Genomic DNA, 21,929 nt, shown 5'->3' with positions numbered 1-21,929 from the left:
CATTAAAAAAATATGATCTTCATGATTCATATTTGACCACGCGGCGGCGCTACTGGGTCTTGTCGGTAGACGGGATCAAATTGCGCAGCCAGCTGCCCCAGCGGCGCTGATAAAACGGCTGCGTATGGGAGATAAGATAGTGGCTGATGCCGCGCTCGTTCTCCGACACCAGGCAGAAATCCACCGGTTCGTCGTTCGGCGCCGTTTCGCTGGCGACGCTGCCGGCCTCGTTGATCAACGCCTCGATCTCCGCCGGCTCGGCGTCCACTTCCAGCCCGATCAGCAGATTCGGCTTCTCGTCCGCCGCCTGATCGTGCATCAGCGCCAGAAACGCGCGGCGCACCGGCTTGCGCTGGCTGAACAGCGTGGTCAACGCATCCACCATCGCCGACGGGTACTCTTCGGGCTGCCCCAGCAGGATTTGGGTCTCTTTATCGACGTAATGCTCCACCGGTTTGACGACGCCGCCGGTCGCCAGCAGCATCGCCACCTCTTCCGGGTAGAACTCCTTGCCGTACTCCGCCTTCGGATTGAGGAACAGATCCGCGCCCTGGGTGATTTCGAACAGCACCCGCGCCGGCATGGCGATGAACGGCTGTTCGTCCTCAACGGCTTTCTGCAGCGCTTCCAGCGAGGTGAAGAACGGAATGATGCTGCCGCCGTCCTGCTTCTCCCAATGCTGGATATTGACCGGCGTATCCGCGTTCAGCGCGATGTCGCCGTCCTGCTGCACCTGCTCGCTGTCGCCGAGGATCAGCACCGTGGCGTCGAGCAGTTCACGGAAGAACGCCGGGCGGTGGGCCGGCTCCGTCACCGCCAGCTTCAGCAGGCGTTCAAGTTCGTTTTCGCTCGGGGCGGCATCGTGATGATGGGCACTCATGGCAAACTCCAGGGATCAAATAGCGAGGCCCAGCATGCTGGGCCCCGAAGATAATGCGCATTCTAGCGCCCGACGCGGCGGGCGTTCAATTATTTGGCTTTGCTCAGCAGCAGGTTGGCCAGGGTACGCACGCCCAAACCGGTCGCGCCGGCCGACCACTGATCCACCGCGCCTTTGCGGTAGGTGGCGGAACAGTCGATGTGCAGCCAGCCTTGCTGGTAATTCTTGACGAAGTGCGACAGGAAGGCCGCCGCGGTGCTGGCGCCGGCGGTGTAGGCCGGGCCGGCCACGTTGTTCAGCTCGGCGAAGTTGGACGGCAGCTGGCTGCGGTGGAACTCGGCCAGCGGCAGACGCCAGAACGGCTCTTGCTCGGCGGTGGCGCTGTTCAGCAGCTCCTGCGCCAGCGCGTCGTCGAAGCTGAACAGCGCATGGTAGTCGTTGCCGACCGCGGTTTTGGCGGCGCCGGTCAGGGTGGCGCAGTCGATAATCAGCTGCGGGTTCTGCTCAGAAGCGTCGATCAGGCCGTCGGCCAGCACCAGGCGCCCTTCCGCATCGGTGTTCATCACCTCAACGGTTTTGCCGTTGCGGTAGCGAATGATGTCGCCCAGTTTGAAAGCGTTGCCGCTGACCATGTTGTCGGCGCAGCACAGGTACAGCTTCACACGCTGCTTCAGGCCGCGCGCCGCCGCCAGCGCCAGGGCGCCGGTGATGGTGGCCGCACCGCCCATGTCAGCCTTCATCGAGTCCATAAAGGCGCTCTGTTTCAGGCTATAACCGCCGGTATCGAAGGTGATGCCCTTGCCGACCAGGCAGGCGAACACCGGTGCGTCCGGATTACCGGTCGGGTTGAAGTCCAGCGCCAGCAGCACCGGTGGGCGCTCGGAGCCGCGGCCGACGGTGTGGATGCCGGCATAGTTCTGCTCGCGCAGATCTTCGCCCTTGGTGATGCGGTAGCTGACGGCATCGCAGCCGACGTCGCACATCAGATCGACGGCGCGGGTCGCCAGTTGCTCCGGCCCCAGCTCTTCCGCCGGCATGTTGATGGTGTCACGCACCCAGTCAACGATCTTCAGCCGCTTATCCAGCTCCTGACGTGCGGCTTCCGGCAGCTCGGCCCATTCGACGTTGCGCTGCCCTTTCGGCCCGCGGTAGCCCTGCCAAAACGCCCAGCTGTTTTCCAAGTCCCAACCGTCGCCGGCCAGCTTGACGTTTTTGATGCCCTGACCGTCAATTTTGCGGCCCGCGCGCTGGATCGCGCCCAGCTTGTCGGTGCCGGTCAGGTGAATGGTCATCCCTTCGCCGTTGGTGCTGAGCAGCGCTTTTTCGCCCCAACGGGCGTCGGCAGGTTGTTGCGACAGCGTGACCTGCATGAATTCTGTTGTCATAGCCTTCTTACTCCGGATGTTCCCTTTATTATTTCATTAGGGCTTTATTGCATACCCTATGGATTTCAAATTGCAGCTAGGCGCCCAGCGATCTCATCCCCAGGAGCTTACTCAGGTAAGTGACTGGGGTAAGACAAATCTGCCGGGAGCAGATTTGAACGCTGCTCGCAGCGGCCCCTTGGGGCGTGGCCCACGGATGGGCCACGTAACTACGTGCAGGTAACAACGCTGCGGTTTGAAAGACGACGGGTATGTCGGATACAAAATAAACGGGCCGCCCATGGCAGCCCGTTACGCTATTTACTCCGCTTCATCTAACCAGACCAGCAGGATCGCTTCCAGTATTTTTTCGTTGGAAGCCTGCGGATCGTCGTCGAACTCTTCCAGATCGCAGATCCACTGATGCATGTCGGTAAAACGCACGGTTTTCGGATCGGTGTCCGGGTATTGGTCGTACAGGGCTTCGCCGATTTCTCGGCTGTCGGTCCACTTCAGTCCCATTATGATCTCCGGGTTGGCGCTGCGGCTAACAATTAATGCTCACGCGCGTGGTTGACGGTGTAGCGCGGCATTTCGACCACCAGATCTTCGTCGGCGACCAGCGCCTGGCAGCTCAGACGGCTTTCCGGCTCCAGCCCCCAGGCCTTGTCCAGCATGTCGTCTTCCAGCTCGCTGCTCTCTTCCAGCGAATCGAAGCCTTCACGCACGATGCAGTGGCAGGTGGTGCAGGCGCAGGATTTCTCGCAGGCGTGCTCGATTTCAATGCCGTTGCGCAGCGCAACGTTGAGGATCGACTCCCCTTTTTCAGCTTCCAGAACCGCCCCTTCCGGGCAAAGATCTTGATGGGGCAGGAAAACAATTTTAGGCATGGTTAAACCTCATCCACAGAATGGCCAGCCAGCGCGCGGCGAATGGAAGCGTCCATGCGGCGCGCGGCAAAATCTTGCGTTTGTGCATCTAATGTTTTGATGGCGTCTTCGATAGCGGCGGGATCTTCACCCTGCACCGCCTGCTGCAACGCCTGGGTCGCGGCGGCGATCGCCTGGCTTTCCGCCTCGCTCAGCAGCGCGGCGTCGCTGGCCAGCGCGCCCTGCAGGCTTTCCAGCACCCGCGCGGCTTCCACGCGTTGCTCCGCCAGCTTGCGCGCGCCCACGTCGCTTTGCGCGTTGGCCATCGAATCCTTGATCATGCCGGCGATTTCGCTGTCCGACAGGCCGTAAGACGGTTTCACCTGGATCGAAGCTTCGACGCCGGTGGATTTCTCCATCGCGGTGACGCTAAGCAGACCGTCGGCATCCACCTGGAAGGTGACGCGAATGTGCGCGCCCCCGGCAGGCAGCGGCGGCAGGCCGCGCAGCGTGAAACGCGCCAGCGAACGGCAGTCCTGCACCAGCTCGCGCTCGCCCTGCAGCACGTGGATCATCATCGCGCTCTGGCCGTCTTTAAAGGTGGTGAATTCCTGCGCGCGCGCCACCGGAATGGTGGTGTTGCGCGGGATCACTTTCTCCACCAGACCGCCCATGGTTTCGAGGCCCAGCGACAGCGGGATCACGTCCAGCAGCAGCATGTCGCTGTCCGGCTTGTTGCCCACCAGAATGTCGGCCTGGATCGCGGCGCCGATGGCGACCACTTTATCCGGATCGATCGACGTCAGCGGCGTGCGGCCGAAGAAGGCGCCCACCTGCTCACGCACCAGCGGCACGCGGGTGGAACCGCCGACCATCACCGCTTCCAGCACCTCGTCGGCGGCGACGCCGGCGTCTTTCAGCGCGCGGCGGCAGGCCATCAGCGTGCGTTTCACCAGCGGGGCGATCAGCGCTTCGAACTGGGCGCGGGTCACCTCGCCCTGCCAGCCGGCCACCTCGACGCGCACGCTGTCGGCATCGCTCAACGCGATTTTAGCGGCGATGGCGGCGTCCAGCAGCTGGCGCTGCACGCCGTGGTCGCTGCGATCGGCCACGCCGGCCTGCTCGCGCAGCCAGTCGGCCAGCAGGTGATCGAAGTCGTCGCCGCCCAGCGCGGAATCGCCGCCCGTGGCCAGCACTTCGAACACGCCGCGGCTGAGGCGCAGAATGGAGATATCAAAGGTGCCGCCGCCCAGATCGTAAACCGCGATCACCCCTTCCTGGCCGGAGTCCAGCCCGTAGGCGATCGCCGCCGCGGTCGGTTCGTTCAGCAGGCGCAGGACATGCAGGCCGGCCAGACGCGCCGCGTCTTTGGTGCCCTGGCGCTGCGCGTCGTCGAAGTAGGCGGGAACGGTGATCACCACGCCATCCAGCTCCCCTTCCAGCGCCGCTTGCGCGCGCGCGGACAGGGCCCGCAGGATATCGGCGGAGACGCCGACCGGGTTAACCGGGCCGCCGGCGGTGACGATCAGCGGCAGGCCGTTGTCGCTGGCCTGGAATTGATACGGCAGGTTCGGGTAACGTTGCTGCACGTCCGCCAACGAGCGGCCCATCATGCGCTTGATGGAGCTGACGGTATTGGCCGGATCCTGCGCCGCCTGTTGGCGCGCCTCCCAGCCGACGCGCTGCGCATCCGCCTGATAATGCACCACCGAAGGCAGCAAATGGCGGCCCTGTTCGTCGGCCAGCGTTTCCGCTTGCCCGCTGCGCACCGTGGCGACCAGCGAGTTGGTGGTGCCTAAGTCGATGCCGGCGGCCAGACGTCGCTGGTGCGGCGCGGCGCTGAGGCCAGGCTCACTAATTTGTAATAAGGCCATGTTGAAGCTTCCACAATCAGAATCAGAAGGTGTTACTCAAAACCCAGCAGTTTTTCTTCGAGTTGTTCAACCTGTTGCTGGAGTTTGTCCAAAAAGCGCAGCTTGCGCACGGTGTCGGCGGCGTCCGCCCACAGCTCGCCGTCCAGCTGCTGCAGCATCAGCGCGCTGCGCTGTTTGATGGAGACAGCCAGCCGCGCGCCGAAATCGGCCAGCAGGCTTTCCGCCTCCGGCTTGCGCTCAATGGCGTCGAGCTCTTCGCGCAGCTCCAGCTGTTCCATCAGGAACGCGGTGTCGCGCATCGTATGCTGTTCGTTGCCCAGCTCGAAGCCGTGCAAAGATAGCATATACTCCGCGCGTTTTAACGGGTGCTTCAGCGACTGGTAGGCTTCGTTGATGGTCGCCGCCTGCTGCAACGCCATCAGGCGTTCGCGCTCCGGCTGGTTGGCGAAACGATCGGGGTGAAATTGGCGCTGCAGATCCTGGAAGCGGGACGCAAGCAGGCTGCCGTCCACGGTGTAGCGAACTGGCAGCCCGAATAAAGTAAAGTAATCCATAGCGTGCTCTGGGCGTTAGCGGATGAAGTTCCCCCGCCGAAACGGGGGAGCACGATGGACTGTCAGACGTTGAAACTCTCGCCGCAGCCGCATTCGCTTGAGACGTTCGGGTTGTTGAACTTGAAGCCTTCGTTCAGGCCTTCCTTAACGAAATCAAGCTCGGTGCCGTCAAGGTAAACCAGGCTCTTGCCGTCGATGATCACCTTGATGCCTTTGTCTTCAAACACGATGTCGTCATCGTTGGCTTCGTCAACAAATTCCAGCACGTAGGCCATTCCGGAGCAGCCGGAAGTTCGCACTCCCAGACGCAGGCCGAGACCCTTGCCGCGGTTCGTCAAAAACGCCTGAACACGCTGCGCAGCGCTGTCGCTCATGGTAATAGACATCACAACCTCACACTTCAAATCAAAGCCCGGCGTGGCCGGGCCGACTCAGACAAATTACTCGGCGCTATGCTTGCTCTTATAGTCGGCAATCGCTGCTTTGATGGCGTCTTCAGCCAGGATCGAGCAGTGAATTTTGACCGGCGGCAATTCCAGCTCTTCGGCGATCTGGGTGTTTTTGATCGCTTCAGCCTGATCGAGCGACTTGCCTTTCATCCATTCGGTCACCAGCGAGCTGGAGGCGATGGCGGAACCGCAGCCGTAAGTTTTAAAGCGCGCGTCTTCGATGATGCCTTCATCGTTAACCTTGATTTGCAGCTTCATGACGTCGCCGCAAGCCGGCGCCCCTACCATGCCGCTACCGACGGTAGGATCTTCGTTGTCGAAGGAACCCACGTTGCGCGGGTTTTCATAATGATCGATTACTTTTTCGCTGTAAGCCATGACCTTGCTCCTGAAACCTGAGAATTAATGATGCGCCCATTCGATGCTGTTGATGTCCACGCCCTGCTTGAACATCTCCCACAGAGGAGATAGATCGCGCAGACGGCCGATGGATTTACGCACCAGTTGAATGGTGTAGTCGATCTCTTCTTCCGTGGTGAAACGCCCCAGAGAGAAACGGATCGAGCTGTGCGCCAATTCATCGCTCATGCCCAGCGCGCGCAGCACGTAGGACGGCTCGAGGCTGGCGGAGGTACAGGCTGAACCGGAGGAAACGGCCAGGTCTTTCAGCGCCATGATCAGCGACTCGCCTTCAACGTAGTTGAAGCTGACATTCAGGATGTTCGGTGCGCCGTGCTCCAGATCGCCGTTCAGATACACTTCTTCCATATCTTTTACGCCGTTCCACAGACGATCGCGCAGGGTGCGCAGACGCGCCATCTCTTCGGTCATCTCTTCTTTGGCGATGCGGTAAGCTTCGCCCATGCCGACGATCTGGTGGACAGGCAGGGTGCCGGAACGCATGCCGCGCTCGTGACCGCCGCCGTGTACCTGCGCTTCGATGCGGATGCGCGGCTTGCGGCGCACGTACAGCGCGCCGATGCCTTTCGGGCCATAGATTTTGTGGCCGGAGAACGACATCAGGTCGACTTTCAGCTTGCTCAGATCGATAGGCAGTTTGCCCACGCTCTGGGTGGCGTCAACGTGGTAGATGATACCGCGCGCGCGGCACATTTCGCCGATCGCTTCGATGTCCTGCACCACGCCGATTTCGTTGTTGACGTGCATGATGGAGACCAGAATGGTGTCATCGCGCAGCGCCGCTTCGAGATCCTGCAGGCTGATGATGCCGTTGCTCTGCGGCGCCAGATAGGTCACTTCGAACCCTTCGCGCTCCAGCTGACGGCAGGTGTCCAGCACGGCTTTGTGTTCGGTTTTGCTGGTGATGATGTGCTTGCCTTTTTTCTGGTAGAAATTGGCAGCGCCTTTGATCGCCAGGTTGTCGGATTCGGTCGCCCCGGAGGTGAAGACGATTTCGCGCGGGTCGGCGCCCACCAGTTCGGCGATTTGGTTACGGGCGATGTCTACCGCCTCTTCCGCCTGCCAACCGAAACGGTGGGAACGGGAAGCCGGGTTGCCGAAAGTGCCGTCCAGGGTCAAAAACTGCATCATCTTCTCAGCAACGCGCGGGTCAACCGGCGTCGTTGCTGAGTAATCCAGATAAATCGGTAATTTCATTGCTCTTGTGCTCCGTACATCGCTTCCAAAAACTAAAATAATTTCGCCAGCTGCTTATGCGCGCAGATTAACGTTGATAGTTTCTTGCGGACGACCGTTGGCCGTGCGGCGCGTATCGTTGTTTTGACGATCCGCCACCACCAGCACTTCCTGGTTGTTGACCAGTTCTGCCAGCGTAATGTTGTTCAGGAACCCGCTGATGCGCTCGCTCAGATCGCGCCACAGGGCGTGGGTCAAGCAGCGATCGCCGCCCTGACAGCCTTCTTTGCCCTGGCACCGGGTTGCATCTACCGATTCATCGACGGCAGTGATGACAGCGCCAACGGCGATCTCACCCGCGTCTTTACCCAGCAGATAACCACCGCCCGGGCCGCGCACGCTGGCCACCAGGCCATTCTTGCGCAGACGGGAGAATAATTGTTCCAGATAAGAGAGCGAAATACCCTGGCGTTCGGAAATGTCCGCCAGTGGCACCGGCCCTTCCTGGGAATGCAGCGCTACGTCGAGCATAGCGGTTACGGCATAACGGCCTTTGGATGTCAGTCTCATAGCTCAATGGTTACCTGTTGGTCAAATATGGCCGAAAGTCTGACATTCCTGAGTAAAACAGTCAACTATTTAACCTAGTAATTGACTCAAGTATTAGCACGTTTTGAACTTAGCAAGAACAAAGGTATATAAAATACATGTTATAACCTTTGGATAACTAATACTATTGTCACCCGCCGCTATGCCACATCAATTAATTACCTTGATGTTTATCCTGTTTCTCGATCGACGTCAGCATGCCGCGCAGGATATTCAGCTCCTGCCCTTCCGGGCGCGCGCGGGTGAACAGCCGACGCAGGCGGCTCATCACCTGGCCCGGATGGGACGGGCGAATAAAGCCGGTGCGCTGCAGCGTCTGCTCCAGGTGCTGATAGAAACGCTCGAGGTCATCCACCAGCGGGTACGGCGTCTCTTCCAGCTGCGGCGCGCCCGCCTGTTGGCGATCGAGGTAAGCCACGCGCACTTCATACGCCAGGATCTGCACCGCCATCGCCAGGTTCAGCGAGCTGTAGTCCGGGTTGGCCGGAATGGCGACGTGGTAGTGGCACTTCTGCAATTCATCGTTGGTCAGCCCGACGCGTTCGCGGCCGAACACCAGCGCCACCGGCGCGTGTTCGCCCTCGTGCACCGCGCGCACGCCGCATTCACGCGGCTCCAGCATCGGCCACGGCAAGGTGCGAGAACGGGCGCTGGTGCCCACCACCAGGCTACAGCCGGCGATGGCGTCATCGAGGGTGTCGACGATAGTGGCGTTGCCGATCACGTCACTGGCGCCGGCGGCCAGGGCGATGGCCTGAGAATCGGGTTTGATCAGCGGATTAACCAGATAAAGGTTGGTTAAACCCATGGTTTTCATGGCTCTGGCGGTCGAGCCCATGTTGCCGGTATGTGAAGTCTCTACCAGAACAATGCGGATATTGTGCAGCATACAAACTCTGAGCGTGGCGGAAAATCGCAGCATCTTAACACAGCCGTAGGCAATTTGCCGAACAGCTGCTATACTTCGCGCCGTTTCCTGTTCTTTAACATCCTAGTTGGAAGATACCCATGCATCCGATGCTGACTATCGCCGTGCGCGCTGCGCGCAAGGCCGGTAACCTGATTGCCAAAAACTACGAAACCCCGGACGCTGTAGAAGCGAGCCAGAAAGGGACCAATGACTTCGTCACCAACGTCGATCGCGATGCAGAGCATCTGATCATCGACGTCATCCGCAAGTCTTATCCGCAACACAGTATCGTGAGCGAAGAACGCGGTGAGCTGATCGGCGAAGATCGCGATGTGCAATGGGTGATCGATCCACTGGATGGCACTGCAAACTTCATCAAACGTTTCCCTCATTTCTCCGTTTCCATCGCCGTACGCATCAAAGGCCGTACTGAAGTGGCCGTGGTTTACGATCCGATGCGCAACGAACTGTTCACCGCCACTCGCGGCCAGGGCGCACAGCTCAACGGCTACCGCCTGCGCGGCACCAACGCCAAAGATCTGGATGGCACCATCCTGGCGACCGGCTTCCCGTTCAAGGTCAAACAGCACGCAACGCCTTACATCAACATCGTCGGCAAGCTGTTCACCCAGTGCGCAGACTTCCGCCGCACCGGTTCCGCGGCGCTGGATCTGGCCTATGTGGCCGCCGGCCGCGTAGACGGTTTCTTCGAAATCGGCCTGAAGCCGTGGGATTTCGCCGCGGGCGAACTGCTGGTGCGTGAAGCCGGCGGCCTGGTGACCGACTTCGTCGGCGGCCACAACCACTTCAGCTCCGGCAACGTGGTGGCAGGCAACCCGCGCGTAGTGAAAGCCATGCTGGCCACCATGCGTGAAGAACTGAGCGAAGCGCTGAAGCGTTAATCGCCAGAAGCGAATCGAAAAAAGCGCTGCCGATGCAGCGCTTTTTTTATGCCCGTTAGCGGGAGAAGGGACGGATGCCGCCGCCGAATTCCGGCTGCGCGCTGACGTACAGCAACAGCCCGGCGGCCAGCAGGATCAGGCCGCCGGCCAGCGCCAACGCCCCCCAGGCCACCGCGCTCCAGGCGGCGGGCGCGCGCGAACGGCTGAGGCGCACCGCCAGCCGGCGGCTGTAATGTACCAGCAGCGCCAGCATCGAGATGGTCAACGAGGTGCCGAACGCCATCGCCAGCGCGGAGATCACTCCCCAGCCGAACACGCCGATCACTTTGGAGAACAGCAGCACCAAAATCGCCCCCGAACAGGGGCGCATGCCCATCGCCAGCACGATGGCGGCCTGAGTGCGCCAGTCGCTTCCCGCCTGCAGCTCGCTGTCGCTCGGCAGATGCCGGTGGCCGCAGCCGCAATTGGCGCTGTGCACATGATCCGCCGCCAGCGGCGTCAGGCTGTTGATGCGCAGCGCCGGCGCCGGGCGCATCGCCTTGATCGCCGCAAACAGGCGTTTCAGCGCGCGCCAACTCAGCAGCACGCCAAGCAGCATCACCAGAATAAAGCTGCCCTTCTCCAGCCAGAAACTGCTTTGGTGCAGCTGGCGCGAAGAGAGCTGCAATACCACCAGCATCAGCGTGACCAGCGCGATCGCTACCCCACCCTGCACCAGCGAGGCGGCGAAGGTCAGCTTCAGGCTGCTTTTCAGCCGCGCCGGATGGGTGGCCAGGTAGGTGGCGATCACCACTTTGCCGTGGCCGGGGCCAAGCGCATGCAAGACGCCATAGCCGAGGCTGAACAGCATCAGCGCCAGCCCGGCCTGCTGCGGCGCGGCCTTCACCTGCTGCAACAGCCCCGCCATCTGCTGGTGCAGCGCTTTTTGCCACACCACGCTCTGCATCAGCAGCTGCGGCCAATAGTGCCACGCCAGCAGCGCGGCGGCCGCCAGCGCCAGCGTGAACGGCAGCAGCGGCCACAGGCCGAAGGCCCAGTGGCGCCGGCTCGTCGTCGGTTGCGAGAGATTTAACGACATTGCAGCGTCACCCGCTGGGCGAACTGCTGCCCCAGCGCCAGGTCTTCACCGGGCGAGTCGTTCTTGTCGAGCGACAGCGCATAGGCCTGCAGCAACGCATTCGGCTTCGGCGTCATCAGCTTGTAGCTACACAGCTGCGCCATCTCCGGCGGCAGATGCAGCGCATTTTGGTCTTTATAGGTCATATCCACGAAATAAGTCGGATCGTAAGTCGAAAGTTCGAACGGCTTGCCCGCCAGCGGCTGCGGCTCGGCCAACGGCAGCACGAACTCCAGCACCGCCTGGTTGCCCTGGCGCGACAGGTGATATTCGCTGGGCAAGTTCAGGTATTTCACCGGTTTGCCATCGCGGTAAAGATCGGTGAAATAGTGCTGCCCCAGCACGTTGGCCATCACTTCCGCCGCCAGCTTTTTCCACACTTCCGAATCGCTCTTGGCGTTTTTCGCATCGTAGAGCAGATCCGCCGAGGTGATTTCATCCATCACCCACACCATTTTCAGGCCGACCAGCCGCTGGTCTTTGGCGACGAAGGTGGTATTCATGTCGATAAAGCTGTGCGGATGAGCGATCGCACCGGCGCTGAACACGGCGCCGAAGGCAGCCAAAAGACGACGTAACTTCATCATTATCCTGTCTTACCTGTATTTGTTATAACGTAACACAAATAGATGCCTGACGGCCCGCCTCTCCCGGCGATATTTGTGACGAAAGTTGTAAGCCGAAGTAAAAGCCGCGCGGTAATCCTGCCGTCACAAAGCCTTTTGCTATGCTTAGGCATAATCGCAACCTTTTATGCCGGAAGGTGATAATGAGCCTGGACACCTCTCCCGTGCCCGAGCTCTCCGGACAACAACGGCGCTGCCATCTGCTGCTGATGCTGTACACGCCGGAGCCCGAGTTACAGCTGGAGACCCTAAGCCGAATCAACGGCGTCGCCCCCCCGATAACCCGGCAAGATATAGCCGAGGTGGCCAGTGAAATCCAGCGTTTCCATCACCTGGAGATCGCCGTCGATCCCGACCATGGCTACCAACTGCGGGGCAGCGTGCTCGACCAACGCCTGTGCCTGATCCACTGGCTGCGGCGGGCCCTGCGCTGCAGCCCGCGGTTTGTCGAAGGCGATTTCGCCCCGCGCCTGCGGCAAGCGCTGGCGATCGATGCCACCCCGGCGTCTGCGCTGACAGAGGCGATCGACGCCTGCGAGCCGCTGCTCAGCCGCCACTTCGATGCGCGCGACCGCCAATTCCTGCAGCATTACCTGCTCTACTGCGCCTGGCAAAATCGCCTGCAGCAGCATCCGCGTTTCGACGCGGTTCAACGCGACTGGCTGCGGAAAAAGCCGGAACAGCAAGCCGCCGCCTGGCTGCATCAGACCTGCAACCGGCTGTTTAACCAGCCGCCGCAGGCAGACGAGCGCGATTTTTTGGCGCTGACCTTCACCATGTTGAAAAATCACAGCTACCACAGCAACGACTCAGCGCAAGAGCGGAGATTGATGGTGGCGATCGACAGCATGGTCGAGCGCTTCCAGCAACTTTCCGGCATGGCCTTCAGCAGCAAGGCGGAGCTGGTCAGCCAGCTGTTCGCCCATCTGGCGCCGGCGCTGGAGCGCTGCCGTTTCGCCATCGGCATCGACAATATGCTGCTGGAAGAAGTGGTGCGCAAATACCCGCGGCTGATGCGCACCACGCAGGAAGCGCTGAAACCGCTGGAGCAGGAGTACGGCGTGCATTTTTCCAACGAGGAGGCGGGTCTGGTGGCCATCAGCTTCGGCGCCTGGCTGATGCAGGACAACGCGCTGCAGGAAAAGCAGGTGCTGCTGCTGACGCTGGACAACCCGCAGCTGGAAGAGGAAGTGGAATATCAGATCCGAGAGCTCACGCTGCTGCCGCTGAACATCAAGTACCTGCCGCTGAGCGACTATCTGCGCGGCGGAGCGCCGCAGGGCATCACGCTGGTGATCACCCCTTATGCGGCGGTGCACAGCGATCCGCACCCGCCGCTGATCTATACCGAACTACCGCTGGAAACCCGGCAGCGCCAGGCGATCCGCGCGCTGCTGGAAGCCCCTTAATCAGCGGCTGACGCTGACCGCCGGCGGCCGGATGAACAAGGCCGGCACCGCGACCGCCGCCATCACCCAGAATACCCCGCCCTGCCAATGTTCGAACAGGAACCCGGCAATGACCGTCATGACGGCGATGCCGCCGCCCATCGCCAGCGCCGAATACACCGCCTGCAGTTGGATCACCTCTTGCCCCTGACGCGCGGCGATAAAGCGCATCGCCGCCAAATGGCAGACGGTGAAAGTGCCGCAGTGCAGGATCTGGATCAGCAGCAGCCAGCCCAGCTCGGTGCTGTAGGCCATCAGGCTCCAGCGCAACACGCCACAGCAGGCGGAGAGCAACAGCAGGTTGCGCGCATTCCAGCGGCGGAACAGCACGTTGCTGCTGGCGAAAATAATCACCTCCGCCACCACGCCCAGCGACCACAGATAGCCGATGGTCGAGGCCGAATAGCCGGCCTCCTGCCAGTAAATGGAGCCGAAGCTGTAGTAGCCGGCGTGCGCCCCTTGCAGCAGCGTGACGCACAGCAGGAAGCGCCAGACCGGCCCCTCTTTCAACAGCGCCCACAGCGAACGTTCGGTTCCGCTGCGCGCGCGCGCTTCGCCCTGCGGCATGACGCTCGGCTTCAACAGCATGCCCAGCAGCATCGCCAGCACGCTGAAGATCAGGCTGTAGAGAATGGCGTTATGGCCCCATACCGCTACCAGCTGCCCGGTCAGCGCCGAGCCGATGACGAACGCCAGCGAGCCCCACAGCCGCACCCGGCCGTAGTCCATACGGATCTGCTTTTGCCAGGTGGCGGCCAACGCGTCGGTCAGCGGCACCAGCGGCGAGAAGAACAGGTTGAAACCCGCTATCACCAGCATCAGCCAACCCCAGCCGTTGCCGAAACAGAAACCGACCGCAAAGGCCAGGGTCAGCAGCGCCAGCAGGCGCAGGGCGGAGACTAAATGAGAGGGATCTTTAACGCGGGGCGCAATCAGTAAGCTGCCGAGGAAGCGGGCCACCAAGCCGGCGCCGAGCAGCATGCCGATGGTTTCGGGCGCGATGCCCTCGCCTTTCAGCCACACGCCCCAGAACGGTAAGAAGATGCCATAGGAAAAGAAGTAGGTGAAATAACTGAGCGCGAGCCAACGCGTGGATTGCAGAACCATGATCCCTCCGGAGTGAGGGCAATACTTTGACAGAGCTCACACCGCCCCGCAATCTTCATTCCACTTCAATGCGTTAGAGTGCCAGACAGCTCACAGTTTGCCGCGAGCGGCCACAAAAAAACCCGCCGCAGCGGGTTTTGTCGGGCGAAAGCGGGATTACGCGTAAACCGGCAGGCGGGCGCAGATATCCAGCACTTTCTTCTTGGTGCGTTCGATGGTGGCTTCATCGTTGATGTTGTCCAGCACATCGCAGATCCAACCGGCCAGTTCGCGCACGTCGGCTTCTTTGAAGCCGCGACGGGTGACGGCCGGGGTGCCGATACGCACGCCGGAGGTGACGAACGGGCTTTTCGGATCGTTCGGCACGCTGTTTTTGTTGACGGTGATGTTGGCGCGGCCCAGGGCGGCGTCCGCTTCTTTACCGGTCAGGTTTTTGTCGACCAGATCCAGCAGGAACAGGTGGTTATGGGTGCCGCCGGAGACCACTTTGTAGCCGCGCTGCAAGAACACTTCCACCATCGCCTTGGCGTTGACCGCCACTTGCTGCTGGTAAACCTTGAACTCAGGCTCCATCGCTTCTTTCAGCGCCACCGCCTTGCCGGCGATCACGTGCATCAGCGGGCCACCCTGGCCGCCAGGGAACACGGCGGAGTTCAGCTTTTTGTACAGATCTTCGTCGCCGCCCTTCGCCAGGATCAGACCGCCGCGCGGGCCCGCCAGAGTTTTGTGGGTGGTGGTGGTGACGATGTGCGCGTGCGGTACCGGGTTCGGGTAGACGCCGGCGGCGATCAGGCCCGCCACGTGCGCCATGTCGACGAACAGGTAAGCGCCGATGCTGTCGGCGATTTCGCGCATTTTGGCCCAGTCAACCACGCCGGAGTAAGCGGAGAAGCCGCCGATGATCATTTTCGGCTTGTGGGTTTGCGCCTGCTTGGCCAGATCGTCATAGTCGATTTGGCCTTTGTCGTCGATGCCGTAAGGCACCACGTTATACAGTTTGCCGGACAGGTTGACCGGGGAACCGTGGGTCAGGTGGCCACCGTGCGCCAGGTTCATGCCCAGAATGGTGTCGCCCGGCTGCAGCAGCGCGGTGTACACGGCGAAGTTAGCCTGGGAGCCGGAGTGCGGCTGCACGTTGGCGTAATCGGCGCCGAACAATTCTTTGGCGCGATCGATAGCCAGCTGCTCAACGATATCCACGTATTCGCAGCCGCCGTAGTAACGCTTGCCCGGATAGCCTTCAGCGTATTTGTTGGTCAGCTGGGAACCCTGAGCCTGCATCACGCGCGGGCTGGTGTAGTTCTCAGACGCGATCAGCTCGATGTGCTCTTCCTGACGCACCACTTCCTGCTCCATGGCACGCCACAGTTCCGCATCGTAATCGGCAATGTTCATTTCACGCTTTAACATCCGGCATCTCCTGACTTAAATCAGCTAACTAAAAAATCACCAAATAACTACCCGTTTGGGTTCTGGGCCACAGTGTAAACCGTTTCGCCCCACCGAAGATAGGTCTTGACAGAGGTTTTTACGCAAACGATTGGCATAAGGTGGCGCAAGGCTTTGATCCGCTAAACGCCGCCGTTTATCAACGGACATTTCCTCATGCGAACGATGCGCTTTTTTCATGTTCTGTGAGCGCGATCGACGCCCGAAGAACACCGCAACGAAAACAAGGGTATTTACAAGCAACGCGGAACCCAATAAGATGCATTTAAAATACATCATTACAATTATCGTCAAGATCCCAACCCAAGGAGCGCTTCCATGCTGGATAGCCAAACCATCGCCACCGTGAAATCCACCATTCCCCTGCTGGCTGCGACCGGGCCGAAGCTGACCGCCCACTTTTACGATCGCATGTTCGCGCACAACCCGGAATTGAAAGACATTTTCAACATGAGCAACCAGCGCAACGGCGATCAGCGTCAGGCGCTGTTCGACGCCATCTGCGCCTATGCCGCCAACATCGAGAACCTGGCGGCGCTGCTGCCGGCGGTGGAGCGCATCGCGCAGAAGCACACCAGCTTCAATATCCAGCCGGAGCAGTACAACATCGTCGGCGGTCACCTGCTGGCGACCCTGGACGAAATGTTCAGCCCGGGTCAGGAAGTCCTGGACGCCTGGGGCAAGGCCTACGGCGTGCTGGCCAACGTGTTTATCCAGCGTGAAGAACAGATTTATCAGCAGAGTGAAACCGACAACGGCGGCTGGCGCGATCTGCGCGCGTTCCGCATCCTGAAGAAACAGCCGCAGAGCGACGTGATCTGCAGTTTCGTGCTGGCGCCGGTGGACGGCGGCCGGGTGGCGGACTTCAAACCGGGGCAGTATCTGGCGGTCTACATCAAGCACGACAGCCTGGAACATCAGGAGATTCGCCAGTACTCGCTGACCACCTCGCCGAACGGCGAGTTCTACCGCATCGCGGTGAAGCGCGAAGATCAGGGGAAAGTGTCCAACTACCTGCACCAGCAGGCGCAGGAAGGCGACGTGATCTACATCGCCCCGCCGCACGGCGACTTCTTCCTCGACGTGGCGCCGACCACGCCGGTGGCGCTGATCTCCGCCGGCGTCGGCCAAACCCCGATGCTCGGCATGCTCAACACCCTGCACGACAGCCAGCATCAGGCGCAGGTCCACTGGCTGCACGCGGCGGAAAACGGCGGCGTGCACGCCTTTGCCGATGAAGTGGCGGATATTGCCGGGCGCATGCCGAATCTGAGCCGCCATGTGTGGTACCGCGAGCCGGGCGCCGATGACGTGGAAGGCCGCGACTACCACAGCCGCGGATTGATGGATTTGAGCGCGCTGCAAGGCAGCCTGGCCGATCCGCAGATGCACTATTACTTCTGCGGCCCGGTGGCCTTCATGCAGTTCGTGGGCAAACAGTTGCTGGAGATGGGCGTAGAAGCCGAACGCATCCACTACGAATGCTTCGGCCCGCATAAGGTGCTGTAATGCTTGCGGAGCGCGGCCGTCAGACCGCGCTCCCCCCTCATTTCGCCTGCAGTTGGCGCGCGTCCTGCACCTGCTGCACCGTCACCGGCGCCGCCTGGTTGCCCCAGCTTCCCCGCAGATAGCTCATCAGATCCGCCGCCTGCCGATCGTTCAACGCCCAGCCGTAAGCCGGCATGTCGAACGCCATCGCCTGCTGCGTGATCGGCGTATGCGCCCCCTCCAGCACCACCCGCAGCGCGGTCAGCGGATTGTCCGCCGTTACCGTGGCATTGCCCGCCAGCGCCGGAATGGCGAAGTCAGTGCCCTCCCCCTTGTTGCCGTGGCAGGTCGAGCAGTACATCGCGTAGGTCGCCTTGCCGCCCGGGTTATCCGCCTGCGCGGCAGGCGCAGCGGCTTTGGCGGCGGTGTCCGGCGCCAGGCTGCGCAGGTACACCGCGATGGCGTTCAGATCGCCGTCGCTGAGGTACTGCGTGCTGTGGGTCACCACCTCGCTCATCGGCCCGGCGACCGCCGCATGGCGGCTGCGGCCGGTTTTCAGCAGCGCCGTCACCTCTTCCGGCGGCAGGCCGCGCAGATTGGAGGCGTACCAGCCGTCCAGCTCGGCGCCGCTCAGGAACACCGGCTCCTTGCCGTCCAGCCCCTTCTCCTGCATCGCCCAGCCGCGCGGCGTGTGGCAGCTGCCGCAATGGCCCGCGCCCTGCACCAGGTAGGCGCCGCGGTTCCACTCGGCGCTTTGCTGCGGATCTGCCTGATACGGCCGGTCGTCGTGGAACAGCTGGTTCCACACCGCCAGCGGCCAGCGCATCGACAGCGGCCAGCTGATGTCGCTGGCGCGGTTGGCCACGTTCTGCGCCGGCACCTCTTTCATCAGATAGTCATACAGCGCGCGCATGTCTTCCGCGCTCATTTTGGCGTACGAGGTGTACGGCATCGCCGGGTAGAGCCGGTGGCCGTCTTTGGCTACCCCCTGGCGCATGGCGCGATCGAATTCTTCGAACGAATAGGCGCCGATGCCGTGCAGCTTGTTCGGCGTGATGTTGGTGGCGTAGATAGCCCCGAGCGGCGTCGGGAACTTCATGCCACCCGCCAATTCGGCGCCGCCCGGCGCGGTGTGGCAGGCGGTGCAGTCACCGGCTTTGGCGACGTATTCCCCGGCCGACATCGCCTGGGCCGAGCCGCCTGCCGCCAGCAGGCTCAACAGGTACAGCGAACGCAGACTCATGCTCCCTCCTTGGCGGCAACCTTGCCGTAGGCCAGTTCATTCACCGCGCGCCACGCCTGATCGATCGCCGAGTTGGCGTACGGGCTCCAGTCGGCATCGGAGTTGGCGATAACGATCTTGCCGATCGGCTGCCGCGCCGTTTCGATGATTTTCGTGGCCTCGTCTTCGTCGTCGAACAGCCCGTTGAGGAAGTAGGAGTAACCGTGCGACCAGCGGTTGACGGTGATCGCCTGAATGTCGCGCTGATGGTCGAAACCGGCCTCGCCCAGCATGCCCTGCAGCTGTTCGCGGATCATCTGCTCGTGCACCTCGAACGGCGTGCCCAGCAGCAGCGCGCGCCCTTTGCGCGACTGCTCGCGCGGGCTGAGGCCGCTGCCCGGCAGCGTCGGCACGTACACCATATGCAGGCCGATCGGCCGATCCGGATCGCGCGGGTGCTGATACCCGCCCATGCTCACCGGGTAATCCAGCTTCACGCGGCTGTACGGCGCGGCCGGCGAATAGATCTCGTGCACGCCCAGCTTGATGAACGGCTGCCAGTTGCGGATCACCACCTTGCTGTACACCAGCGGCGACTTGACGTTCTGCTTCAGCGCCTCCTGCTGCTCGTGCGACATCTCCGGCACCAGGTATGGGATCATCATGTTGTAGCCGGCCATCACCACCTGCCCGGCGCGCACCTTGGTCATCTTCTCGCCGGTCATGTAGGTGACTTCCACCTTGTCGCCGACGTTGGCCGCATGCAGCCCGGTGCTGTTCAAACGCAGCTTCACCGGCGATTCCGGCCGATCGAGCTGGCCGTAGTCGAATTTGGCCAGCACCACGTCGTTCATGTCTTTGCCGGCCGGCGCCACCGCCGGGATCAGCTTGCGCACCATCAGGCGCGCCAGCGTGGCGTTGCCGTCCGGGAAGTGGAACACGTAAGGATCGTCGAGATCCGCCTGCGACTCTTCGTCCAGCGGCGGCAGATTCATGCCGTCAAGGCCCGGCAGATCGCAGATGCGCGCATCGCTGCACGACGTGCCGTCGATGCCCACCGCCTGGAAATCGTTGGTGGTCTGCTGGAAATAACGGATCGCCAGCTCACTCAGGCCCACCTTCTCGCGCAGGAACTGGGTGTAGCTGTGGGTATCGAGCCACTCGACCTTCTGCTCCAGCGTCATCTCCGGCAGATAATCTTTCTTCACCGTATGCAGCGCGATCAACGCCTGGCGATCGCTTTCCGGCAGCGGGAAATCGCCGATGAACGCTTCATAAGAGCGGCCGTTGAGACGATCGCGCGGAATGTCGTCCGCCACCGTGCGGCCCGGATCGCCGCTCACCACCTTGTCGACGCCGAAGTTCTTGCGATCGAAGTAAACCCCGCGGCTCAAGTTCAGATCCGGGTAGAAGGTGGTGTCAAACGCCTGCTCCAGCCGATCGATATCGACGCCGAGATTGCGCAGCAGCCCCATCGCCACCGGGCTGAAGTTGGAGCGCGGCGACTGCAGCGATTCGCTGCCGCCGTAGCCGAGCAGCATGCCGTCGTCGGTGTTGAATTCGTTGCGCTTGGCGTGGCCGCCGAAGTCGTCATGGTTGTCGATCAGCAAAATGCGCTGCTGCTCACCTTTCAGTTGCTGCCAGAAGCAGGCGGCCGCCAACCCGCTGATGCCGGCGCCGACCACCACCAGATCGAACTCTTCAACGGCGGGCACGCTGCCGAAATCAAAGGTTTTGCCGTCGCGCCCCAACTGGTGCGCATGCTCGAACGAGCCCGGATGGTTACCCCGCAGCCCGGTCAGCGCCGGCGGGTAGTACAGGGTTTGATTGGCGGTTTGCGGCGACGCGCGCAAGATTTGCAGCGGCGTCAACCCGGCGGCGATGGTGATCGCCACCCCGTTGAGAAAATCACGTCGGGTGATACCCATATAGGCTTCCTTTCAATTTTTATTATCATCGGCCGGCCGGGGCCGGCCCGAAGGCCGCGCTATTGTGCGGATAATTATTGTAAAATCAATGTTTGAACATCACATGACGAATGGCGGTGTAATCCTCCAGCCCGTACATCGACATATCCTTGCCGTAGCCGGACAGTTTCTGGCCGCCGTGCGGCATTTCGCTCACCAGCATGAAGTGGGTGTTCACCCAGGTGCAGCCGTATTGCAGGCGGGCGCTTAAGCGATGCGCGCGGCCCACGTCGCGAGTCCACACGGAAGACGCCAGCCCGTAGTTGGATTCGTTCGCCCAGGCCAGCACCTGCTCTTCGTCGTCGAACGGCGTCACCGTCACTACCGGGCCGAACACCTCGCGCTGCACGATTTCATCCTCCTGGCGTGCGCCGGCCAGCAGCGTCGGCTGGAAGTAGTAACCCGGCCCCTTCACCTTCTCGCCGCCGGTCACCACCTGCACGTGCGACAACGCTTTGGCGCGCTCGACAAAACCGGCGACCCGTTCCAGATGCTGGGCGGTAATCAATGGCCCCAACTCGGTGCTCTCGTCGTCCGGCGCGCCGATCTTCAGGCTGGCCACCGCCTCGCCCAGCCGCTTCACCAGCTCGGGATAAATGCTTTTCTGCACGTAGATGCGGCAGGCGGCGGTGCAATCCTGCCCGGCGTTGTAGAAACCGAAGCCGCGAATGCCGTCCACCACCTGCTGCAGATCGGCGTCGTCGAACACCAGCACCGGCGCCTTGCCGCCCAGTTCCATATGGGTGCGCTTAATGCCGGCGGCGGTGTGGGCGATGATGTGCTCGCCGGTGGCGATCGAGCCGGTCAGCGACACCATGCGCACCTTGTCATGCCCGGTCAACCGATCGCCGACGCTGGCGCCGCGGCCGAACAGCACGTTGAGCACGCCCGGCGGGAACAGCCCGGCGGCCAGTTCGGCCAGTTTGAAAGTGGTCAGCGGCGTCTGCTCCGACGGCTTGATCACCACGCAGTTGCCGGCCGCCAGCGCCGGCGCCAGTTTCCAGGCCGCCATCATCAGCGGGTAGTTCCACGGCGCGATCGAGGCCACCACGCCGAGCGGATCGCGGCGGATCATCGAGGTATGCCCGGCCAGATACTCGCCGGCCGCCATGCCGGTCAGGCAGCGGCTGGCCCCGGCGAAGAAGCGAAACACGTCGGCCACCGCCGGCAGTTCGTCTTTCAACACGCAGTGATAAGGCTTGCCGCAGTTGAGCGATTCCAGCCTGGCGAAGGTCTCGGCATGCTCGTCGATCAAATCCGCCAGCTTGAGCAGATGCTCGGCACGCGCCTTCGGCGTGGTTTGCCCCCAGGCGGCGAACGCGGCGTCCGCCGCCAGCACCGCGCGATCGACCTGCTCCGGGCTGGCCTCCGCCACCTGCGCGATCACTTCGCCGGTCGCCGGGTTATACACCGGCTGGGTCGCGCCCTGGCCATTCACCAGGTGGCCGTCAATCAACAGTTGGCTTTGCATAGGGTTATCCTTTTATCAGAGGTCGGG

Annotated in this window: 21 protein-coding genes; 3 read left to right on the top strand and 18 right to left on the bottom strand. The window is 61.8% G+C overall.

The window, feature by feature from the left end; translation table 11 throughout:
- Positions 1-49: 49 nt before the first annotated feature.
- The 11 genes from sseB to trmJ form a co-directional block, all read right to left on the bottom strand.
- The gene (sseB, locus tag ACJ8HH_RS19705) at positions 50-880 is read right to left on the bottom strand and encodes an enhanced serine sensitivity protein SseB (RefSeq protein ID WP_033635596.1); all 831 of its coding nucleotides are present in this window, start codon (positions 878-880) and stop codon (positions 50-52) included.
- An 89-nt stretch (positions 881-969) separates the two neighbouring features.
- Positions 970-2,265: an aminopeptidase PepB gene (pepB, locus tag ACJ8HH_RS19700; protein ID WP_047570920.1), complete on the bottom strand. Its 1,296-nt coding sequence runs from the start codon at positions 2,263-2,265 to the stop codon at positions 970-972.
- A 300-nt stretch (positions 2,266-2,565) separates the two neighbouring features.
- Positions 2,566-2,766, bottom strand: coding sequence for a Fe-S cluster assembly protein IscX (iscX, locus tag ACJ8HH_RS19695; protein WP_006327336.1), 201 nt, complete (start codon positions 2,764-2,766; stop codon positions 2,566-2,568).
- A 32-nt stretch (positions 2,767-2,798) separates the two neighbouring features.
- The gene (gene fdx, locus ACJ8HH_RS19690; protein WP_004941417.1) at positions 2,799-3,134 is read right to left on the bottom strand and encodes an ISC system 2Fe-2S type ferredoxin; all 336 of its coding nucleotides are present in this window, start codon (positions 3,132-3,134) and stop codon (positions 2,799-2,801) included.
- Between the two features lie 2 nt (positions 3,135-3,136).
- Positions 3,137-4,987 carry a Fe-S protein assembly chaperone HscA gene (gene hscA, locus ACJ8HH_RS19685; RefSeq protein ID WP_033648918.1) on the bottom strand — a complete coding sequence of 617 codons (1,851 nt, stop codon included), beginning with the start codon at positions 4,985-4,987 and terminating at the stop codon, positions 3,137-3,139.
- Between the two features lie 32 nt (positions 4,988-5,019).
- Positions 5,020-5,541, bottom strand: a complete 522-nt coding sequence (hscB, locus tag ACJ8HH_RS19680) for a co-chaperone HscB (protein WP_033648919.1) — start codon at positions 5,539-5,541, stop codon at positions 5,020-5,022.
- Between the two features lie 62 nt (positions 5,542-5,603).
- Entirely contained in the window at positions 5,604-5,927 is a 324-nt protein-coding gene (gene iscA, locus ACJ8HH_RS19675) for an iron-sulfur cluster assembly protein IscA (protein WP_004941410.1), read from the bottom strand.
- Positions 5,928-5,981: 54 nt separating this feature from the next.
- Positions 5,982-6,368, bottom strand: coding sequence for a Fe-S cluster assembly scaffold IscU (gene iscU, locus ACJ8HH_RS19670; RefSeq protein WP_033635600.1), 387 nt, complete (start codon positions 6,366-6,368; stop codon positions 5,982-5,984).
- Positions 6,369-6,392: 24 nt separating this feature from the next.
- A complete protein-coding gene (gene iscS / locus ACJ8HH_RS19665; protein WP_016929764.1) occupies positions 6,393-7,607 on the bottom strand; it encodes a cysteine desulfurase in 1,215 nt (404 codons plus the stop codon).
- Positions 7,608-7,661: 54 nt separating this feature from the next.
- A complete protein-coding gene (iscR, locus tag ACJ8HH_RS19660) occupies positions 7,662-8,156 on the bottom strand; it encodes a Fe-S cluster assembly transcriptional regulator IscR (RefSeq protein WP_004941404.1) in 495 nt (164 codons plus the stop codon).
- Between the two features lie 193 nt (positions 8,157-8,349).
- Positions 8,350-9,084, bottom strand: a complete 735-nt coding sequence (trmJ, locus tag ACJ8HH_RS19655; protein ID WP_025303916.1) for a tRNA (cytosine(32)/uridine(32)-2'-O)-methyltransferase TrmJ — start codon at positions 9,082-9,084, stop codon at positions 8,350-8,352.
- Positions 9,085-9,203: 119 nt separating this feature from the next.
- Between trmJ and suhB the strand changes: the two genes are divergently transcribed.
- Entirely contained in the window at positions 9,204-10,007 is an 804-nt protein-coding gene (suhB, locus tag ACJ8HH_RS19650) for an inositol-1-monophosphatase (RefSeq protein ID WP_004941400.1), read from the top strand.
- Between the two features lie 55 nt (positions 10,008-10,062).
- Here the strand turns inward: suhB and ACJ8HH_RS19645 are convergent, their stop codons facing one another.
- Both ACJ8HH_RS19645 and ACJ8HH_RS19640 read right to left on the bottom strand, forming a co-directional pair.
- Positions 10,063-11,085, bottom strand: a complete 1,023-nt coding sequence (locus tag ACJ8HH_RS19645) for a nickel/cobalt transporter (protein WP_016929766.1) — start codon at positions 11,083-11,085, stop codon at positions 10,063-10,065.
- Positions 11,076-11,711: a DUF1007 family protein gene (locus tag ACJ8HH_RS19640; protein WP_060452021.1), complete on the bottom strand. Its 636-nt coding sequence runs from the start codon at positions 11,709-11,711 to the stop codon at positions 11,076-11,078. Before ACJ8HH_RS19640 ends, ACJ8HH_RS19645 begins: the two co-directional genes overlap by 10 nt.
- 182 nt (positions 11,712-11,893) lie before the next feature.
- Here ACJ8HH_RS19640 and csiE point away from each other — a divergent pair, with 182 nt between their 5' ends.
- Complete coding sequence (gene csiE, locus ACJ8HH_RS19635; RefSeq protein ID WP_049234857.1) at positions 11,894-13,159, top strand: stationary phase inducible protein CsiE; 1,266 nt, start codon at positions 11,894-11,896, stop codon at positions 13,157-13,159.
- Here the strand turns inward: csiE and ACJ8HH_RS19630 are convergent, their stop codons facing one another.
- Positions 13,160-14,305, bottom strand: coding sequence for a 3-phenylpropionate MFS transporter (locus tag ACJ8HH_RS19630; protein WP_033648923.1), 1,146 nt, complete (start codon positions 14,303-14,305; stop codon positions 13,160-13,162). It lies immediately after the preceding gene.
- A gap of 156 nt (positions 14,306-14,461) precedes the next feature.
- Positions 14,462-15,715, bottom strand: coding sequence for a serine hydroxymethyltransferase (glyA, locus tag ACJ8HH_RS19625; RefSeq protein ID WP_060439404.1), 1,254 nt, complete (start codon positions 15,713-15,715; stop codon positions 14,462-14,464).
- Positions 15,716-16,072: 357 nt separating this feature from the next.
- Here glyA and hmpA point away from each other — a divergent pair, with 357 nt between their 5' ends.
- Complete coding sequence (gene hmpA, locus ACJ8HH_RS19620) at positions 16,073-17,263, top strand: NO-inducible flavohemoprotein (RefSeq protein WP_033648924.1); 1,191 nt, start codon at positions 16,073-16,075, stop codon at positions 17,261-17,263.
- A 37-nt stretch (positions 17,264-17,300) separates the two neighbouring features.
- Here the strand turns inward: hmpA and ACJ8HH_RS19615 are convergent, their stop codons facing one another.
- The 3 genes from ACJ8HH_RS19615 to patD form a co-directional block, all read right to left on the bottom strand.
- Complete coding sequence (locus ACJ8HH_RS19615; RefSeq protein WP_197766306.1) at positions 17,301-18,485, bottom strand: c-type cytochrome; 1,185 nt, start codon at positions 18,483-18,485, stop codon at positions 17,301-17,303.
- A complete protein-coding gene (locus tag ACJ8HH_RS19610) occupies positions 18,482-20,392 on the bottom strand; it encodes an NAD(P)/FAD-dependent oxidoreductase (RefSeq protein WP_041036354.1) in 1,911 nt (636 codons plus the stop codon). The genes ACJ8HH_RS19615 and ACJ8HH_RS19610 overlap by 4 nt, the downstream gene beginning before the upstream one ends.
- Positions 20,393-20,477: 85 nt before the next feature.
- Complete coding sequence (gene patD / locus ACJ8HH_RS19605) at positions 20,478-21,902, bottom strand: aminobutyraldehyde dehydrogenase (RefSeq protein ID WP_197766307.1); 1,425 nt, start codon at positions 21,900-21,902, stop codon at positions 20,478-20,480.
- Positions 21,903-21,929 lie beyond the last annotated feature (27 nt).

This window comes from Serratia sp. CY32780 (genome assembly GCF_052169135.1).
Lineage (GTDB): Bacteria > Pseudomonadota > Gammaproteobacteria > Enterobacterales > Enterobacteriaceae > Serratia > Serratia sarumanii.
Note: the sequence above shows the minus strand (reverse complement) of the source record. Positions and strands in the feature narration are given on the sequence as shown.

Excerpts from the sequence above, each read along its gene's own strand:
- sseB (WP_033635596.1), bottom strand. The coding sequence starts at position 880 with ATGAGTGCCCATCATCACGATGCCGCCCCGAGCGAAAACGAACTTGAA.
- pepB (WP_047570920.1), bottom strand. The coding sequence starts at position 2,265 with ATGACAACAGAATTCATGCAGGTCACGCTGTCGCAACAACCTGCCGAC.
- iscX (WP_006327336.1), bottom strand. The coding sequence starts at position 2,766 with ATGGGACTGAAGTGGACCGACAGCCGAGAAATCGGCGAAGCCCTGTAC.
- fdx (WP_004941417.1), bottom strand. The coding sequence starts at position 3,134 with ATGCCTAAAATTGTTTTCCTGCCCCATCAAGATCTTTGCCCGGAAGGG.
- hscA (WP_033648918.1), bottom strand. The coding sequence starts at position 4,987 with ATGGCCTTATTACAAATTAGTGAGCCTGGCCTCAGCGCCGCGCCGCAC.
- hscB (WP_033648919.1), bottom strand. The coding sequence starts at position 5,541 with ATGGATTACTTTACTTTATTCGGGCTGCCAGTTCGCTACACCGTGGAC.
- iscA (WP_004941410.1), bottom strand. The coding sequence starts at position 5,927 with ATGTCTATTACCATGAGCGACAGCGCTGCGCAGCGTGTTCAGGCGTTT.
- iscU (WP_033635600.1), bottom strand. The coding sequence starts at position 6,368 with ATGGCTTACAGCGAAAAAGTAATCGATCATTATGAAAACCCGCGCAAC.
- iscS (WP_016929764.1), bottom strand. The coding sequence starts at position 7,607 with ATGAAATTACCGATTTATCTGGATTACTCAGCAACGACGCCGGTTGAC.
- iscR (WP_004941404.1), bottom strand. The coding sequence starts at position 8,156 with ATGAGACTGACATCCAAAGGCCGTTATGCCGTAACCGCTATGCTCGAC.
- trmJ (WP_025303916.1), bottom strand. The coding sequence starts at position 9,084 with ATGCTGCACAATATCCGCATTGTTCTGGTAGAGACTTCACATACCGGC.
- suhB (WP_004941400.1), top strand. The coding sequence starts at position 9,204 with ATGCATCCGATGCTGACTATCGCCGTGCGCGCTGCGCGCAAGGCCGGT.
- ACJ8HH_RS19645 (WP_016929766.1), bottom strand. The coding sequence starts at position 11,085 with ATGTCGTTAAATCTCTCGCAACCGACGACGAGCCGGCGCCACTGGGCC.
- ACJ8HH_RS19640 (WP_060452021.1), bottom strand. The coding sequence starts at position 11,711 with ATGATGAAGTTACGTCGTCTTTTGGCTGCCTTCGGCGCCGTGTTCAGC.
- csiE (WP_049234857.1), top strand. The coding sequence starts at position 11,894 with ATGAGCCTGGACACCTCTCCCGTGCCCGAGCTCTCCGGACAACAACGG.
- ACJ8HH_RS19630 (WP_033648923.1), bottom strand. The coding sequence starts at position 14,305 with ATGGTTCTGCAATCCACGCGTTGGCTCGCGCTCAGTTATTTCACCTAC.
- glyA (WP_060439404.1), bottom strand. The coding sequence starts at position 15,715 with ATGTTAAAGCGTGAAATGAACATTGCCGATTACGATGCGGAACTGTGG.
- hmpA (WP_033648924.1), top strand. The coding sequence starts at position 16,073 with ATGCTGGATAGCCAAACCATCGCCACCGTGAAATCCACCATTCCCCTG.
- ACJ8HH_RS19615 (WP_197766306.1), bottom strand. The coding sequence starts at position 18,485 with ATGAGTCTGCGTTCGCTGTACCTGTTGAGCCTGCTGGCGGCAGGCGGC.
- ACJ8HH_RS19610 (WP_041036354.1), bottom strand. The coding sequence starts at position 20,392 with ATGGGTATCACCCGACGTGATTTTCTCAACGGGGTGGCGATCACCATC.
- patD (WP_197766307.1), bottom strand. The coding sequence starts at position 21,902 with ATGCAAAGCCAACTGTTGATTGACGGCCACCTGGTGAATGGCCAGGGC.